This window comes from Paraburkholderia silviterrae (genome assembly GCF_004353915.1).
Classification (GTDB): domain Bacteria; phylum Pseudomonadota; class Gammaproteobacteria; order Burkholderiales; family Burkholderiaceae; genus Paraburkholderia; species Paraburkholderia silviterrae.
The window spans coordinates 29,810-45,757 of the sequence record NZ_SMRP01000020.1 but is presented as its reverse complement, the minus strand read 5'-3'; the positions used below and the strand labels follow the sequence as shown (position 1 = coordinate 45,757).

14 protein-coding genes and 1 pseudogene are annotated in these 15,948 nt (G+C 65.6%); 8 read left to right on the top strand and 7 right to left on the bottom strand.

All coding sequences use genetic code 11. From position 1 onward, the window contains the following. Positions 1 to 189 precede the first annotated feature (189 nt). A pseudogene (locus EYW47_RS29275) lies at positions 190 to 498 on the top strand (helix-turn-helix transcriptional regulator); the annotation flags it as partial. After that, the gene (locus EYW47_RS29270; protein ID WP_133198333.1) at positions 495 to 1,259 is read left to right on the top strand and encodes a DUF169 domain-containing protein; all 765 of its coding nucleotides are present in this window, start codon (positions 495 to 497) and stop codon (positions 1,257 to 1,259) included. The pseudogene EYW47_RS29275 and the gene EYW47_RS29270, both read left to right, overlap by 4 nt. A 66-nt stretch (positions 1,260 to 1,325) precedes the next feature. Here the strand turns inward: EYW47_RS29270 and EYW47_RS29265 are convergent, their stop codons facing one another. From EYW47_RS29265 to EYW47_RS29250, 3 genes are all read right to left on the bottom strand, one after another. Beyond that, a complete protein-coding gene (locus EYW47_RS29265; protein WP_133198332.1) occupies positions 1,326 to 2,537 on the bottom strand; it encodes a mechanosensitive ion channel family protein in 1,212 nt (403 codons plus the stop codon). Between the two features lie 340 nt (positions 2,538 to 2,877). Then, entirely contained in the window at positions 2,878 to 3,951 is a 1,074-nt protein-coding gene (locus EYW47_RS29255) for a maleylacetate reductase (protein WP_133198331.1), read from the bottom strand. Positions 3,952 to 4,011: 60 nt separating this feature from the next. Continuing rightward, positions 4,012 to 4,896 (bottom strand): intradiol ring-cleavage dioxygenase, encoded by an 885-nt coding sequence (locus tag EYW47_RS29250; protein WP_133198330.1) that lies wholly within the window; start codon positions 4,894 to 4,896, stop codon positions 4,012 to 4,014. Between the two features lie 118 nt (positions 4,897 to 5,014). Here EYW47_RS29250 and EYW47_RS29245 point away from each other — a divergent pair, with 118 nt between their 5' ends. Further along, positions 5,015 to 5,938 (top strand): LysR family transcriptional regulator, encoded by a 924-nt coding sequence (locus tag EYW47_RS29245; RefSeq protein WP_133198329.1) that lies wholly within the window; start codon positions 5,015 to 5,017, stop codon positions 5,936 to 5,938. 130 nt (positions 5,939 to 6,068) lie between these two features. Here EYW47_RS29245 and EYW47_RS29240 read toward each other — a convergent pair whose 3' ends face one another. Beyond that, complete coding sequence (locus tag EYW47_RS29240; RefSeq protein WP_133198328.1) at positions 6,069 to 7,007, bottom strand: helix-turn-helix domain-containing protein; 939 nt, start codon at positions 7,005 to 7,007, stop codon at positions 6,069 to 6,071. 171 nt (positions 7,008 to 7,178) lie between these two features. Between EYW47_RS29240 and EYW47_RS29235 the strand changes: the two genes are divergently transcribed. Then, positions 7,179 to 8,078, top strand: a complete 900-nt coding sequence (locus EYW47_RS29235) for a DMT family transporter (protein WP_133198327.1) — start codon at positions 7,179 to 7,181, stop codon at positions 8,076 to 8,078. Between the two features lie 85 nt (positions 8,079 to 8,163). On the opposite strand, the gene EYW47_RS29230 is transcribed toward EYW47_RS29235, so the two are convergent. After that, complete coding sequence (locus EYW47_RS29230) at positions 8,164 to 8,973, bottom strand: IclR family transcriptional regulator domain-containing protein (protein ID WP_133198326.1); 810 nt, start codon at positions 8,971 to 8,973, stop codon at positions 8,164 to 8,166. A 101-nt stretch (positions 8,974 to 9,074) separates the two neighbouring features. Between EYW47_RS29230 and EYW47_RS29225 the strand changes: the two genes are divergently transcribed. The 4 genes from EYW47_RS29225 (at position 9,075) to EYW47_RS29210 (ending at position 13,597) form a co-directional block, all read left to right on the top strand. Continuing rightward, positions 9,075 to 10,655, top strand: coding sequence for an alkaline phosphatase family protein (locus EYW47_RS29225; RefSeq protein ID WP_133198325.1), 1,581 nt, complete (start codon positions 9,075 to 9,077; stop codon positions 10,653 to 10,655). 79 nt (positions 10,656 to 10,734) lie between these two features. After that, complete coding sequence (gene dctP / locus EYW47_RS29220; RefSeq protein ID WP_133198324.1) at positions 10,735 to 11,751, top strand: TRAP transporter substrate-binding protein DctP; 1,017 nt, start codon at positions 10,735 to 10,737, stop codon at positions 11,749 to 11,751. After that, positions 11,748 to 12,308 (top strand): TRAP transporter small permease, encoded by a 561-nt coding sequence (locus EYW47_RS29215; protein WP_133198323.1) that lies wholly within the window; start codon positions 11,748 to 11,750, stop codon positions 12,306 to 12,308. Before dctP ends, EYW47_RS29215 begins: the two co-directional genes overlap by 4 nt. Continuing rightward, entirely contained in the window at positions 12,305 to 13,597 is a 1,293-nt protein-coding gene (locus EYW47_RS29210; RefSeq protein WP_133198322.1) for a TRAP transporter large permease, read from the top strand. The genes EYW47_RS29215 and EYW47_RS29210 overlap by 4 nt, the downstream gene beginning before the upstream one ends. Before the next feature lie 130 nt (positions 13,598 to 13,727). Here the strand turns inward: EYW47_RS29210 and EYW47_RS29205 are convergent, their stop codons facing one another. Together EYW47_RS29205 and EYW47_RS29200 are read right to left on the bottom strand one after the other, a co-directional pair. Then, positions 13,728 to 14,489, bottom strand: a complete 762-nt coding sequence (locus EYW47_RS29205) for a YoaK family protein (RefSeq protein ID WP_133198321.1) — start codon at positions 14,487 to 14,489, stop codon at positions 13,728 to 13,730. Positions 14,490 to 14,735: 246 nt separating this feature from the next. Next, positions 14,736 to 15,923, bottom strand: coding sequence for an acetyl-CoA C-acyltransferase (locus tag EYW47_RS29200; RefSeq protein ID WP_133198320.1), 1,188 nt, complete (start codon positions 15,921 to 15,923; stop codon positions 14,736 to 14,738). Positions 15,924 to 15,948: the final 25 nt, after the last annotated feature.

The window sequence follows — 15,948 nt, the reverse complement described above, 5'->3', positions numbered from 1 at the left end:
ATAGGTCTCCTCCGTGCTTTCGATGGAGTCGTTCGAACGACGACTGATTGACACGGATAGTGCGTGCTGCATGGGAAAACACCAATGCTGGGACGGGGCGATTGTTTTAGTATTTGGGCCAAACCGACATCGACGTTCAGCATCTGCTCGGTGTCGAGCCGGCTTACGGGGCGCGTTCGAATTGCCTCACATTCGAGCGCCCGCACGCTCAAGCGCAGGCTGCAGGACGAGGGCGCGACGTTCCGGGCCTTGCTCGACGAATCGTGTATCGCGATGGCCGAAACGCTATTGAGCGGCGCGCAGTTGACGCTCACGGAGATTGCGGACCGGCTGGGCTACAGCGACTTGTCGAGTTTCTCGCAGGCGTTCAAGCGGTGGCATGGAGTGGCGCCCCAGATTTATCGCGCGGGAATGGCGCAAGAGCGCAAAGAGACGAAGCATCAGGATAAAATTATTTATGCAGGATCCCGAATAGATTCTTGGAGGCGACCTCGATGAAAGACGATCTTGGAAAATTGGCAGCGGACCTCGAACGCCTGCTCAAGCTGCGCAGCCTGCCGTTCGGGATGATGCTGTGCGAACGGCGCGAGGACATGGAGGCGATTCATCGCATTCGCCGCCCGAAGGCGATCCATACGCTCGACCAGATCGTCGGGCAAGCTGCCCGCCTCGGTTTCACGATCGGCGTAACGGCCGAAGATCTGGTCGGATCGCAATGCCGGTCGGTCGTGGGTCTCGGCAACGCCAAGGATGCCGAATGGCGCTCGGGCCAGCAAATGGCGGGCGTCTGGTACGCCACGCTCGAAGATTCCCGCGCCCATCAAGCGGCCATGGACTGCGTGCCCGACGGAAAGTACGAGGCGCTGGTGGTGTCGCCGCTTGCGGCCGGCCGCATCGACCCGACCATCGCGCTGTTCTACGCCACGCCTGGCGCCATGATGTACTTCATCAACGGCTTGCAATGGTCAGGATACAAGCGTTTCGACTGGAGCGTGGTGGGAGAGTCGTCCTGTGCGGATTCGTGGGGCAGGGCGCTGAAGACCGGTCAGCCGAGCCTGTCGATTCCCTGCTTTGCGGAGCGCCGATATGGCGGCGTGCTCGACGACGAGATGCTGATGGCACTTCCCCCCGCGACGCTGGCACAAGCCATCGCGGGCATGGAGGCGCTGGCGAAGAACGGCCTTCGGTATCCGTTTGCGCAGTACGGGATCCAGCAGGACGTTCGGGCCGGCATGGAAGTGAGCTACGCAAAGAAATAGGATGAGGGTGAATCAGGTCTCGAAGCGCCAGTATGTGCCCAGCGCGACGTTTATGGTCCTCAGTCCTCAGTGACGGAATCCCGGCCAGCGCTCCTGCCAACAGCGCAAGCCGAACAGCGGAGCGATGCCATACGCATGATCGAGCATGTCCGATTGAAGCTTTTCGTAGGGCTCCCAGCGCGTTTCATCCAGGTAGAGAAAGATCTCCAGCGCAATTACGGGTTGGCGCGACTGCACTTGGCGGATCACGAGCGGCATGTCGCGGCGGACCGCTGGATGGTCGCGCAAATGCGCAGTCAGATAGAGGCGGTAGAGGCCGAGGTTCGTGCGCCGCTGCGTGTCCTCGGGTGCAAATGCCTCGAGCGGCCGGTGCATTTCGTTGCGCAGCCGCACGAGCAGTGCTTCGTCGGGAAAGCGCACGGTGTCGGCGTCGAAATGAATCGCGTGCTTGACGCGCCGGCTGCCCGACTCGGTCATGCCGCGCCAGTTCTTCACGCTATTCGTTAGCAGAACGTAGGTGGGCAGCATGATGATCGAGTTGTCGAAGTTCTGCACCTTGATCGTGTTCAGCGCAATGTCGATCACGGTGCCGTCGGCGATGAAGCCTGGCACTTCGATCCAGTCGCCTACCCGCACCATGTCGTAGACGGTGAGCTGAATGCTGGCGACGAAGCCGAGCAGAGAGTCGCGGAAGATGATGATCAGCAGCGCCGTCATCGCACTGAGGCCGGTGAGGAAGTAGGCGGGCGAGCGTTCCAGCAGCACGGAGATCACCGCAATCAGCGCGATCACATAGAGCACGATGGTGGCGATCTGCAGGAAGCTCTTGATCGGCCGCTCGCTGGCGGAGGGGAAGTGGCTGTAGCGCTCGCCGACGCTGTCGAGGAGCGCGAGCGCGGCGCGCAGGAGCGTGTACACCATGTAGCAGGCCGCGAGCAGGGCCAGCGGATGGCCGAGCGCCGAAATCAGCGGAAACGTGAGGCCGGTCAGCAGCGGGGCGGCCGCGTAGACGATGATCGCGGGCACGAGCGGCGCGAGCCGGTGGAACACCCTGTGGCGCTCGGCGGCGCGCAGCCACTTGCGTTGCTCGTGGCGCGCGAGACGGCCGACGATCGTCAGCATGATCGCGCGCGTGGCGAAGTAGCAGATCGTGCTCGCCAACAGTAACGCGAGCAGGAGGGCGGCGACGAGCAGAACCGCAACCAGCGTGCTGTCGGTGTAGACGTGGAAGTGATGCCAGTCCGGCCCGCCCTCGAAACGCAGCGCCTTGTCGAGCATAGATCCCTCCAGTGCCGGTCACCCCGGCTCGACGGGTATGTCCGGTCTGGCGATTGGGTCGGCTCTGCGCTGCAGCGCGGGCGCGGTGTCAGCCGCCGCCGCGAAGCGGGGCACCGCGGCGGGCGCTCCGTGCGAGCGCAACCGGACCGGTCGGCAAGCGCATCGCACGAACGCTATTGTAGCGGCGTCACCGGTGGCGTTTCGCGTCCGTGCGCTTCGCGCATGTCACGTTCGACGATGGCGTCGCGGGCGGCCGCGTCGTCCGAGAGTACCGCGAAACGGCAGCCGAGCTGCTCGAGAAAGGCGAGCCCGCGCGCCGGATGCTCAGTTCAACGTATTTTCAGCGCGTGGAAGGCGGCACGCCGTCGAACGCGTCCTGCAGCAGCGCGCGCAGTGCCTGCCGCTCGATCGGCCTCGGATTCCAGTACGGATTCGCGGCGGCGAGGTCGGCGGCGCGGTCGAGGTCGGTTTCGCTCATGCCGAGTGTCTTCAGCGCGAGCGGGGCACCGTTCTCGCGCGCGAGCTCATAGAGGCCGCGCGCGGCGTCATCCGCGCCGATTGCGCGGGCGATGCGCTGCATCGCATCGGGTGCGTGGGCGGCGTTGTAGGCGAGCGCGTGCGGCAGCACGACGGTGTGCGTTTGCGCGTGCGGAAGGTTGAAGCTTCCGCCGAGCGTGTGGCACAGCTTGTGATGCAGCGCCATGCCGACGTTGCCGAGGACCATGCCGCACAGCCAGGCGCCATACAAGGCGTCGCTGCGCGCGGCGAGATCCGCCCGGTCGCGGCGCACGCCCGGCAAGCCCTGTGCAAGCGCGCGTATGCCTTCTTCGGCAATCAGGCTCATCACCGGGTTGGCGTCGTTCGCGTAGAGCCCCTCGGCCGCGTGGGCGATGGCATTGATGCCGCTCGTCACCGACAAATCGACGGGCAGCGTGAGCGTCAGCTCGGGATCGTAGATCACCGTCTTCGGCAATACGCGCGCGTCGGCGCCCGTGCGCTTGAGGCCCGCTTCGGTGATGCCGTAGATCGGCGTCATTTCGCTGCCGGCATAGGTAGTGGGGATCGCAAGAATGGGCAGGCTGCTTTCGAGCGCGATGGCCTTGCCGAGCCCGACCGTGGAACCGCCGCCCACGGCAATCGCGCAATCGGCGCCGCAGCTTTTCGCGAACTCGAGCGCGTCGCGCGCCACCTCGACCGGCACGTGCATCGTGGCACGATCGTAGATCGCGGCGGCGCGGGCCCCGAGACGCTCGGCGATGGTTTGCGCGAGTGCGCGTTGTTCCGGTGTGCTGAGCACCAGCGCACGCTGTGCGCCGAGCTCGAGGACTTCGCGCTCGAGATGGCGCAGGCTGCCCGCTCCGAAGATCACGCGTGCGGGGCGCGCCTTGTAAACGAATTCCAGACTGGCTTGCATCACTTCTCCCTTACGCCACGACTTTCTTGCCCGATACCTTCCGCATGACGATGTGGCGGATCATCGCCCCGGCCCCTTCGGGTTCAGCACGAAGTCGTAATCGAGCGTGTAAAACGGCACGTCCATCTGCGAGCCATCGGGTGCCGTGCCCGGGGGATGCTGGACCCACTGCGCCACCAGCGTCGAACGTACGCCGAATACCGCATCGGAGTCGAGATAGCGGTCGCCGTCGCGGAACACGTGGGTGATCAGCGTTTCGTAGCCCGGCGCCTCGATCATGAAATGCAGATGCGCGGGCCGCCACGGATGCCGGCCGAGCGCGTCCAGCAGCGCGCCGACTGGGCCGTCGTGCGGAATCGGATACGGCTCGGCAAGTATCGAGCGGAACGCGAAGCGTCCGTTGGCGTCGGTGCGCAGCTTGCCGCGTGCGCGATGCGCGTGGGTGCCGTCGTCTTCGGGCGCCAACTGCACGTCGTAGTGGCCGTCTTCATCGGCTTGCCAGACTTCGAGCTGGGCGTTGGCGATGGCCTGGCCATCGAGCGCGCGCACGTATCCGCCGACAAAACAAGGCTCGCCGCTCGCACCGTTCGCGATGTCGTCGAACTGGGCGTACTCCGGGCTGCCTTCTACATAGAAAGGGCCGAATACCGTCGCTTCGGTGCAGCCCGCCGGCTTCGCGTGGTTCTGCGCGGTGACCAGCGTGGACAGGCCCAGCACGTCCGAGAGCAGGATGAACTCCTGGCGCTTGTCGTCGGTGATGTGGCCCACAGCGGTCAGAAACGCGATCGCTGCCTGCCATTCGGCTTCGGTCAGCCTGGTCTCGCGGGCGAACGAATGGAGGTGCTGCACGAGGCTCGTCATCACGGTCCGCAGCCGTGTGTCGCCACATCCGCCCAGCGACGCGATCACCGCCTGGGTGATGGTGTCCTCGTTGAGGTTACGCATATCGGTTGTCTCCGGGTGTTGTTTCGTGGGTGGTTGCGGTAAGATTAATTCCGTCTTCCGTCGGAAAAAAGACGCGTTTCTGGAGTTTTGTTCTCCGCTGAGCGGAGAAATCGAGTTTATGGACAAGTGGACCCAGATCGAGTTTTTCATTCAGGTGGCCGAGCTCGGCAGCCTCTCGAAAGCCGCTGAGCGCCTCGGCATGTCCAGCGCTGCGGCTAGCCGCTGCCTCAATGCCCTGGAGGACCGCCTGTGCGCCCGGCTCGTGGAGCGCACCACGCGGCGCCTGTGGCTGACCGACGCCGGCCACGAATATCACCGGCGTTGCGTCGCCATCATGGGCGAGATGGCCGAGGCGGACGCCGCCGTCAATGAAGCGTCAGTCAATCCGACCGGCACGTTGAGGGTGACGGCCTCGGTGTCGTTCGCGTCGATTTACATTGCCCCCGCACTGCCCGAATTTCACAAGCGCTATCCGAACCTCACGGTGCAGATCGTGGCGGCGAACCGCTACCCCGATTTCATCGAGGCCGGCATCGACGTGGCGATCCGCACCCGCGAGTACGAGGCGGATTCCAGCATCACGGTGCGCAAGCTCGCCGAGACGCGGCGGGTGCTGGCGGCCTCGCCGGGCTACCTGGCCAGGCGCGGCACGCCCGCGACGCCGGAGGCGCTCTGCGAGCACGATCTGCTCGTGTACAACCTCGCCAACGATCCGTACATGCTCCATTTCCGGCGCGGGGAAAAGACGCAATCAGTCGCCATCAAAAGCCTGCTCGACGCGAACGAGGGGCAAGTGATTCGCGCGGCGGCGCTCGGCGGCCTCGGCATCCTGATCCAGCCGCTCTACATCATTCATGACGACATCGTGGCGGGCAGGCTTGTCCCCGTTCTGTCCGAGTGGCTGCTGCCGGCGCTCACGATCAATATCGCGTACCAGTGCCGCCGCCATCAGCCGGCGAAGATCCGCGCGTTCACCGACTTTCTGGTCGAGCGTTTCGAGCGGCTCGGGCTGCCGCGCAAATTGAGTGAGATAGCGCCGTAACGGCGCGCAAGCGGGCATTGCGCGCATCGTGCATTGATCGGGTCGTGCACACGTGGGGTGAGAGCTTAGGACCCTTTACGATATGGAGAAGCGCGATCGGGCCGCAATTGCGCTAGATGTGGGGGCGGCCTCAGGCTTGAACGGCCATGCCCCGGTTCTGGAGCGCTTGCCGATACGTATTGGGCGCGGCGCCGAACGCATCGCGAAAGCGATGGCTGAAGTGGCTTGCATTCGCATAGCCGCACGCCGCCGCAATGTGCGCGAGCGGCAGGGCGCTGGTGCGCAACAGCATGCGCGCGCGGTCGAGCCGCTGGGCGGCAATCCAGGCGTGCGGCGGCTGTCCGAACGACGTGCGGAACATGCGCGCGAGGTGGTACTCGGAGAGGCAGGCGACCTCGGCCAGCGCACCCAGCGTCAATGGCTCGCCAAGATGGGCGTCGATGTAGTCGCGCAGGCGCCGTCGCGTGGCCACCGATAGGCCGCCCTTGAGGGCCGCGCCGGGACGGCGCACGCCCTGGCTGCGCAGCAGCAGGCTCAGCACTTCGTGGGCGGTCTCGTTGCTGCGCAGCAGGCCTTCAGGATTGGCCCAGTCCTCGTTGGCGAGCGTCTGGCAAAGCGCGGCGATGCGCTCGTCCTCGAAATACGTGCGGTCGGCCAGCGTGAGCCCGCGCGGTTCCTGGTCGAGCTCGCGCACGGCGCGTTGCGTGAAGTGGCCGGGCAGGAAATAGAGGTGCATGAAATGCATGTGCCCGCGCACCCACCAGCGCGATTCATGATCGCCGGGCAGCGCGCAGAGCCGGCTTGGCGCGCCGTAAATTCCCGGCAGCTTCTGCCGCTCCGTTCGGTAGCCGCCGTCGATATAGCACGACAGCGTGTGATGACCGGGCTGCTCGTAGATGGTCTCGGCCTCGCGCGTTTCGCGCGTCCAGACGGCCGCCGCGAGTTGATCGCCGAGCCAGGCAAACCGTTCCAGCGTCGCGTTGGCGGCGCTCAGCGTGCGGCACACCGAATGCAGCCCGAACGGCGTATTGGCAAGGTCGAGCGCGGCGGGAGACTCCAGGGCGTCCATGGTTCGCAGAGCGGGCAGTGGGGCGGTGATGGGTAGTGGAAGCGGGGCGATCACAGTATACGCTGTGACCCCGGCTCGCGCGTCCGCCGGCAAGAAATGCGCAATCCTGGACAAGTGCGTGCCGCCGCCGCGCGCCATAGTGGGAGCATCGAATATCGGCCATCTCCAGCCATGAATCTCTTTCTTTACGCGCTCACCGTGCTGATCTGGGGCACCACCTGGATTGCTATCGAGTGGCAGCTCGGCGTCGTGCCCGCGCCGGTTTCCATCGCCTGGCGCTTCGGGATCGCGGCGCTCCTGATGTTCGCGCTGCTGAGCGTCATGCGCCGGCCCCTCTGGCCGCCGCGCGCGGCATGGCGCTACCTCGTGGCCCAGGGGCTGGCGCTTTTCTGCCTCAATTTCCTGTGCTTCTACTACGCCGAGAACATCGTGCCGAGCGGGCTCGTTGCCGTGGTGTTCTCGACCGCGCCGCTGCTCAACGCGATCAACGGGCGTCTCTTCATGGGCCGGCCGTTGCAGGGCACGGCGGTGGGCGGGGCCGTGCTGGGCCTCATTGGCATCGTTTGCCTGTTCCTCCAGCAGATGGCCGGCCATATCGGCGACCAGACCGTCTGGCTCGGGCTTGCCGTGGCGTTTCTCGGCACGCAGTGTTTCTCGGTCGGCAATCTGCTGTCGAGCCGCATGCAATCGATGGGGCTGCACCCATTGGTCACGAATGGCTGGGCCATGCTGATCGGCACCGTGGTGCTGCTGGCCGGCAGCGCGCTAGCCGGCTTGCCGTTCAGGATCGAGATGGATGCGCGCTACCTCGGGGCGCTGGCCTGGCTCGCGGTGGCGGGATCGGTGGTGGGCTTCACGGCGTATTTGATGCTGGTTGGGCGCATCGGTCCCGAGCGGGCCGCCTATTGCACAGTCCTGTTCCCGATCGTGGCGCTCGCGGTATCGACGGTCTTCGAGGGCTACCGCTGGTCATGGCTGACTGTGGTGGGCCTGTTGCTGGTGCTCTGCGGCAACCTCGTCGCATTCGATCTGACGCGGCGTGTGTTTGTGCGCCGCGCGCCGGCTGCGTGAGCGTTCGCGCGTGCTGAGCGGTTCGTTTGTGCCTGCACGCGATTGACGTGCACACGTACTCGGGCGAACGGCGCGAGCGCTGTGCTCAATCGATGCTCAAGCGCGCCCCGATCCGGGCAGCGGCGGCGCGAAGATCCTCCAGATGGCGCGCGGCCATCTCTTCCACCTTGAAGAGCCGCTCGAACCATACGATGTTCACGCACCCGGCAACGGAGCCATCGGGCGCCGCAATGGGCACGGCGAGCGCGGACAAGCCGTCGTTGTACTGCGTGCGTGACTGGTCGTACGAGCCGCCAAAGTTGCGTTCGCGCGAACCGTAGCCGAGGCGGCGCGTTTCATTGAGCAATTGCCGCACGTAGCGCCGATCGTGCGCACGCTCGTCGCCGGGACGCTGGCCCAGACGCAGGGCTTCGAGCAAGGACTCGCGTTCCTCGTCGGGGCAGAACGAGAGATACGCGCGCCCGACAGCCGAGCGCAGCATGTTGATCTCATAGCCGAGCTTGTCGCGGTTGACGACAAAGTACGAGCGCGTGCGGTTCGACTCGCACAGCGCCATCGTCGTGCCGCGACGCACGGCGAGGTCCGATGGCCAGAGAATGCGGCCCTGCAACTGGTCGAGCTCCGTGGCCGCGCATTCGATCAGATGGTCCACTCGATCGAGGCGCCGCGCGCGCGCCTGCAGCGTGTAGCTCGGGCGAAACAGCCCATCGGCCAGGCGCTGCCAGATCAGCCCCTGGCGCTCTAACGTCAGAAGAATGCGCAGCAAGCTGGCCTTCGGAATGCCTGTGTGCATATGCAGGTCGTGCAGGCTCGCCGCCTGAAGCTCCTGCAGGGTCTTGAGCGTGACGAGGCCCCGTTCGAGGGCGTCGATGGTCTTGACTTTGGGGGACCACATAGCCGAATCCGTTGCGTTTCACTGAGTGAAATCTTCTCAGAAATCGCTGGGTCGCGCACCTGGGCTGTTCTACGCTTGCCTTCATCAAAAGGAGATGAGCGATGGAGACAGTCAAGAATATCTTGTTCGTCATGTGCGACCAGTTGCGTTGGGACTATCTGTCCTGCTACGGCCACCCGACGTTGCAAACGCCTCATATCGATGCACTCGCGCGGCGCGGTGTGCGCTTTGAGCGCGCGTACGTGCAAAGCCCCGTTTGCGGGCCGTCGCGCATGTCGTACTACACGGGCCGCTACGTGGCGAGCCACCGTGCGTACTGGAACTTCGTGCCGCTGCCCGTTGGCGAACTGACGCTCGGCGACTACCTGCGCACGCGCGGCATGCGCGTCGCGCTGGCGGGCAAGACGCACATGGTCGCCGACAAGGCGGGCATGCAGCGCCTCGGCATGAACCCGGAGTCGCCGGGCGCGGTGCTGGTGGAGGAGTGCGGCTTCGAGCCGTTCGATCGCGACGACGGCATCCATCCGGGCCTCTTCGGCGCGCGCGTGGAGACGCCGTATTGCGACTACCTGCGCAGCAAGGGCTACGAGGGCGACAATCCCTGGCATGACTACGCAAATTCAGCCGAAGGCGAGAACGGGGAGATCCTGAGCGGCTGGAAGATGCGCCATGCGGCAAAGCCCGCGCGCATCAGCGAGGAGCATTCGGAAACGCCGTACATGATCGACCGCGCGATGGCGTTCATCCGCGAGCAGGGCGACGTGCCCTGGTGCCTGCACCTGAGTCTGATCAAGCCACACTGGCCGTACATGGCGCCGGCACCCTACAACGACATGTACGGTCCCCAGGACGTCAAGCCCGCCGTGCGTACGCTCGACGAGCGCGAGCGCCCGCATCCGGTCTTCGGCGCGTTCATGAAGCACGACGAAAGCGTGAGCTTCACGCGCGACGAAGTGCGCGAGACGGTCATTCCCACCTACATGGGGCTCGTGAAGCAGATCGACGATCATCTCGGCCGCCTGTTCGCGTTCCTGCGCGAAACCGGCCGCGAGCAGGACACGATGATCGTGTTCACGAGCGACCACGGCGACTACCTGGGCGACCACTGGCTCGGCGAGAAGGAGCTCTTTCACGATGCATCGTCGCGCGTGCCGCTCATCGTCTTCGACCCGCGCCCTGAAGCCGACGCCACGCGCGGAACGGTCGAGCGGCGGCTGGTCGAGGCGATCGACCTGCTGCCCACGTTTCTCGAAGCGGCTGGTGTAGAGGTCCCCGGCCATATCGTGGAAGGGCGCTCGCTGCAGCCGTTGCTGCATGGCGCGCGTGACGTGCCGTGGCGCGATGCCGTCTTCAGCGAGTTCGATTATTCGTTCCGTTCGCGCACGCGCACGCTGCTTGGCCGCGGTCTGGACGGTTGCCGTTGCTTCATGGTGTTCGACGGCCGCTGGAAATACATTCACTACGATGGCTTCGCGCCGCAACTGTTCGATCTCGTGGCCGACCCCGACGAGCTGAACGACCTGGGCCGCGACGCACAACACGCGAGCGTGCGCGACGCACTGCACGAGCGCCTGTTCGACTGGCTGCGCCACCGTACCTTGCGGCAGACGGCGCCCGCGCGCTTCGTCGAGCGCTGGACCGAAGTCTCGGAGAAGGGCGGCATTGTGCTCGGCGACTGGTAGCGGCGCAAAGCGGCACGAAGGGGCGCCGGCCCCCGCAGCGCTCAGGCCGGCAAATCAATTCTTATAAGCAGGAGACACCATGTACCGCCTCATCGCAGCCCCTCTCGTGGCGCTGGCGATGGCGTTACCGGCCTTGGCGCACGCCGCCACGACGCTGGTCGTCAACGCCTTTCTGCCGCCGCAGCACATCTTCAACGTCGAGGTCATGAAGCCGTGGGCCGAGGACGTCGAGCGCGTCACGCAAGGGCGCGTCAAGATCGTCTTTCCGCCCACCAGCATAGGCTCGCCGCAGCAGCAGTGGGACGTCGTGCGCAAGCGCATCGTGGACGGCGCATATATCTTCAACGGCCTCATCCAGAACAAGGCGAGCCTCGTGCAGCTCGCGCATCTCCCGCTTGGCTCCTCTTCCTCCGAGGGCATGTCGGTCGCGCTGTGGCGCACCAACGAGAAGTACTTCGCCAAGGCCGGGCAGTATCGCGACGTCCATCTGCTCGCGCTCGTCGTGTTTCCGGCGGGCGAGATCTACAGCCTCAAAGCGCCCGTCACGTCGCTCCAGGCGATACGCGGCGTGAAGTATTGGGCACTGCCAGGCGTTGCTTCGACGCTGATGGATCGTGGCGGCGCGGGCGTGGTCGCGACGCCCGCCGCGAAGATGAGCGAGCTGGTGGCGGGAGGCACCGTGGACGGCTTCGCCGGCATTCCGGAGATGGACGCCGCGCGCTTCAACGTGGTCCGCTATGCGCGCTTCGAGACGAGCGTACCCGGCGGCATCACCGCGCCGAGCTTCTCGCTCTTCGTGAACAAGCAGGTGTGGGAGTCGATTGCGCCAGCCGACCGTGCGGCCATCACGGTGCTCTCGGGCGAAGCGTTCGCGCACCGGATGGCCGTGATCGACGCGGCGAACCAGCAGGCGCGAAAACAAGCCGTGGCGAACGGGCTCAAGCTGATCGATCCGCCGCCCGCGTTTGTCGCTCAGCTGCGTACGCTGGCGCAACCGATGGACGCGCAATGGATCGCCCAGGCGGACCAGTTGCACGTGGACGGCGCGGCAGCCCTCGCTTACTACCGTGACGAAGCAAAGCAGGAGGCAAGATGAGCCACGCGAATCCTTCCGCGGCATTGCATCCGCCTGGGTTGCTCGCCGATGTCGCGAGCGGCCGCCGCGAGCGCCTTGCCTCACGCTGGCTGCGGCGCGCGCTCGGTGCGGTCGTGGCGCTCGTGCTGCTCGCGATCATGGGCCTCACGTTCTGCGACGTGTTCATGCGCTACTGGTTCGCCGCGCCGATACGCGGCGCATCCGAGATCGTGCGCTTCGGCATGGCGATTCTCATTTTCTCGGCGTTTCCGCTCGTCACGCAGGGCCAGCAGCACATCACGGTGAATCTGCTGCAAGGGCGCTTCGGGCGCCTGGGCAGCTGGCTGCAACACCTGTTCGTGCTGCTCGTGAGCCTCGCGGCGGTCGGCATCATGACCTGGCAGCTCGCCAGCGACGGCGCCGACCTCGCGCGCAACCGCATCACCACGACCGTGCTCGAATGGCCGCTCGCGCCGCTCAGCTACTGCATGAGCGCACTCTCCGGCGTCACGCTGCTCGTGCTGCTCGCGCTCACGTTCGACCATCTCGCCGCGCTCGGCCGCAAGGAATCGCCATGACACTCGCCCTTTCCGGCTTTGCCGCTGTCTTGCTGTTCGCGTTCGTGGGCGTGCCGCTCGGCTTTGCGATGCTCAGCATCGGCGTGGGCAGCTTCGCGCTGATCCGCGGCTGGGAGCCCGCGCTCGCCATGGCTGGCATGACGATCGCCGACCTCGCGGCCAACGAGAACCTCTCGGTGCTGCCCATGTTCATCCTGATGGGCACGTTCATCTACAAAGCGGATCTTGCCGAAGAGCTCTACGACGCGGCCAATGCGTGGATCGGCCACTTCAAGGGCGGACTCGCGCACGCCACGGTGCTGGCCTGCGCGGGCTTCGCGTCCATGTCGGGCAGCTCGATCGCCACGGCCGCCACCATGACCAAGGTCGCGATGCCGCCCATGCGCCGACATCGCTATGCGGACAGTCTCGCCGCCGGCTGTGTGAGTTCGGGCGGCACGCTGGGCGCGCTGATTCCGCCGAGCTTTCCGCTGCTCATCTACGGTGTCCTGACCGATCAGGATATCGGCAAGCTCTTCATCGCGGGCATTGGTCCAGGCCTCCTGCTGGGCGCGCTGTTCCTGCTCTCGATCTGGTGGACCGTGCGCCGCGATCCGGCCAAAGGCCCGCGAGGCGAGCGTGTGGACTGGCCCACGCGCTTCGTCAAGCTCGGCAAGATCTGGGGGGTGCTCGCGCTGTTCCTGATCGTGGTGGGCGGCCTGTACGGCGGCATTTTTACGGCCACGGAGGCGTCGAGCGTCGGCGCGACCGGCGCGCTCGTGTTCGCGGGGCTGCGCCGCAAGCTGAGCTGGGCGCTGCTGTTCGAGTCGCTCGTGGAAGCGGGCAAGACCACCGCGATGATCTTCGCCATCGCCTTCGGCGGCATGGTCTTCGCAAATTTCATCACGCTCTCGGGCCTCACCGCCACACTGGTCGCCTGGATACACGCGCTGCATTTGCCGCTGCTCGGGGTCATCGCCGTCATCACCTGCATCTATATCGTGCTCGGCTCGCTCATGGAAGCGCTCGCGATGATGCTGCTCACCATTCCCGTGTTCGCCGCGGTCGTGCAGCCGCTTGGCGCGGACATGATCTGGTTCGGCATCTACGTGGCGATGATGATGGAGATCGGCATGATTCATCCGCCCGTGGGCATGAACGTGTTCATGGTGAAGACCATGCTGCCCGATTTGTCGATTCGCACTATTTTTCGGGGCACGCTGCCGTTTCTCTGCGCGAATATCGTCGCGCTCGTCATCGTGATTCTCGTGCCGGGTATCGCGCTGGAACTGGTCAAGCTCATGCGCTGATGCCGGTGTTTGTCGCGATTGTTTTTCCTTCCTCTGGGTCGAGTCTCTACGCGACCCAGAGGAAGACGAAATTTCAGGGGAATCGTGGTCGAGCTTGTCCAGACCCTGTGGGCGCAGACTGCTCGCCTGCTCAAACGAGGTCTCGCCCAGGGCGGCCACGCAGGTCGTCCGTGAGCGGGACGGCGGCAAGCATGACGAGCAGCAGCGACAACGCCACCGCCGACGCAAAACCAAAATGGCGGAAGGCTATCGCGCCCAGCGTTCCGCCAAGCAAGAACATCCCGAGCAACGAGGCCAGCACGCGAACCCGCTGCTTGTCCGCCGCTACGTGCCGCGAGGCATCGGGCGGCACACCCCGGTTCCAGTACAGCGCCTTGCCGAGTTCGATGCCCAGATCGGTCACGATGCCGGTCATGTGCGTCGTGCGTATTTCGGCTCGCGAGATCTTCGTGATCATGGCGTTTTGCACACCCATGACGTAGCAGAGCAGCGCGACCGTCACGGGCACGGCCAACACGTGATGGTGCTCGAGATTCCCGCCGAGCGAGGCGAAGCACAGGAGCAGGGTCGCTTCGAGCAACAGCGGCAAGGCGTAGACGCTGTGCGCCGAGCGGCGGCGTCCCCAGTTGATCAGGATGGCCGAAGTCGCGGCGCCACTGGCAAAGGCAAGGACCGAGCTGACTGCGCCAAGCGCGAGACTGGATTCGCCAAGCGCGACGTTGTCGGCGAACGACGAGACGACGCCCGACATGTGCGACGTATATTGACCGACTGCGAGGAAGCCCCCCGCATTTGCGGCTCCGGCGATGAGCGTCAGCGCGCGCCCGAGCCGGAGGTTGGCTCTCTCGGTGCGTTCGATCGAAGTGAAGCTGCGGAGATAGTGGATGGGCACGGCGGTGTTCCGGGCGGCAAGCGTCAAGCACATAGTGTAAGACGCGTGTCTACCCCTTGTTCGGTCGGAATGTCGAATCGAACATGTGGTGAATTGCCGCATCTCTGCGCCATGAACGACCGGCCGCGCCATTGATCAAGCCATGGGCGGCACGATCGGCGGCTCGCCGCCGCGTGCCGACAGCGAGAGCAAGCCGGTCCGCGCAACGGAGTTCAGGGCGTGCCCGGCTTCACGAGATGGCCCTGTTCAGACCGCTTCGATTGCGAGCGCAGTCGCTTCACCACCGCCGATACACAGACTCGCCATGCCGCGTTTGAGCCCGCGCGCGTGCAATGCGTGAATCAGCGTCACGACGATGCGCGCGCCCGATGCGCCGATCGGGTGGCCGAGCGCGCATGCGCCGCCATTCACGTTGACCTTGTCGTGCGGCAGGTCGAGCTCGCGCATGGCCGCCATCGCGACCACCGCGAACGCTTCGTTGATCTCGAACAGGTCGACGTCGCGCAGGGCCCAGCCGGTCTTCTCCGCGAGCTTGCGCATCGCGCCGATCGGGGCCGTGGGAAAGAGGCCCGGCTTGTCGGCATGGGTCGCGTGCCCGACGATCACGGCCATCGGCTTCAGGCCGCGCCGCTCGGCCTCCGAACGGCGCATCAGCACGAGCGCCGCTGCACCGTCCGAAATCGACGACGAATTCGCCGCCGTGACCGTGCCGCCCTCGCGGAACGCCGGCTTGAGCGTCGCGATCTTGTCGAGCCTGGCTTTGCCAGGCTGTTCGTCGACCGCGGCCAGCGTTTCGCTCTTGCCCGCGCGCACGGTGACAGGCGCGATCTCCTCCTTGAAGCCGCCGCTCGCAATCGCGTGTTGCGCGCGCGTGAGCGAAGCGATCGCGAACGCGTCCTGGGCCTCGCGCGAGAACTGGAAAGCCTGCGCGCAATCCTCGGCGAAGGTGCCCATCAGCCGGCCTTTGTCGTACGCATCCTCGAGCCCGTCGAGGAACATGTGGTCGAGCACCTGTCCGTGGCCCATCCGGTAGCCGCCGCGCGCCTTGGGCAGCAGATACGGGGCCTGCGTCATGCTCTCCATGCCGCCTGCGACCATCACGTTCGCCGCGCCCGCGAGCAGCAGATCGTGCGCCAGCATCGCGGCCTTCATGCCCGAGCCGCACATCTTGTTGATCGTCGTGGCGCCCGCCGAGAACGGCAGCCCCGCCTTCAGCGCCGCTTGCCGCGCCGGCGCCTGACCCTGGCCCGCCGGCAGCACGCAGCCGAAAATGATCTCGTCGATCTGCTCGGCCGCTACGCCGGCACGCTCGAGTGCGGCGCGAATCGAGACGGCGCCGAGCTCGCTCGCGCTCACCGCGGCCAGGTCGCCCTGAAAGCCGCCCATCGGCGTGCGCGCCGCCCCAACGATGACTATCGGATCGTATGTCGTCATGGTTCCTGTTCCTCCTGTTTCTGCG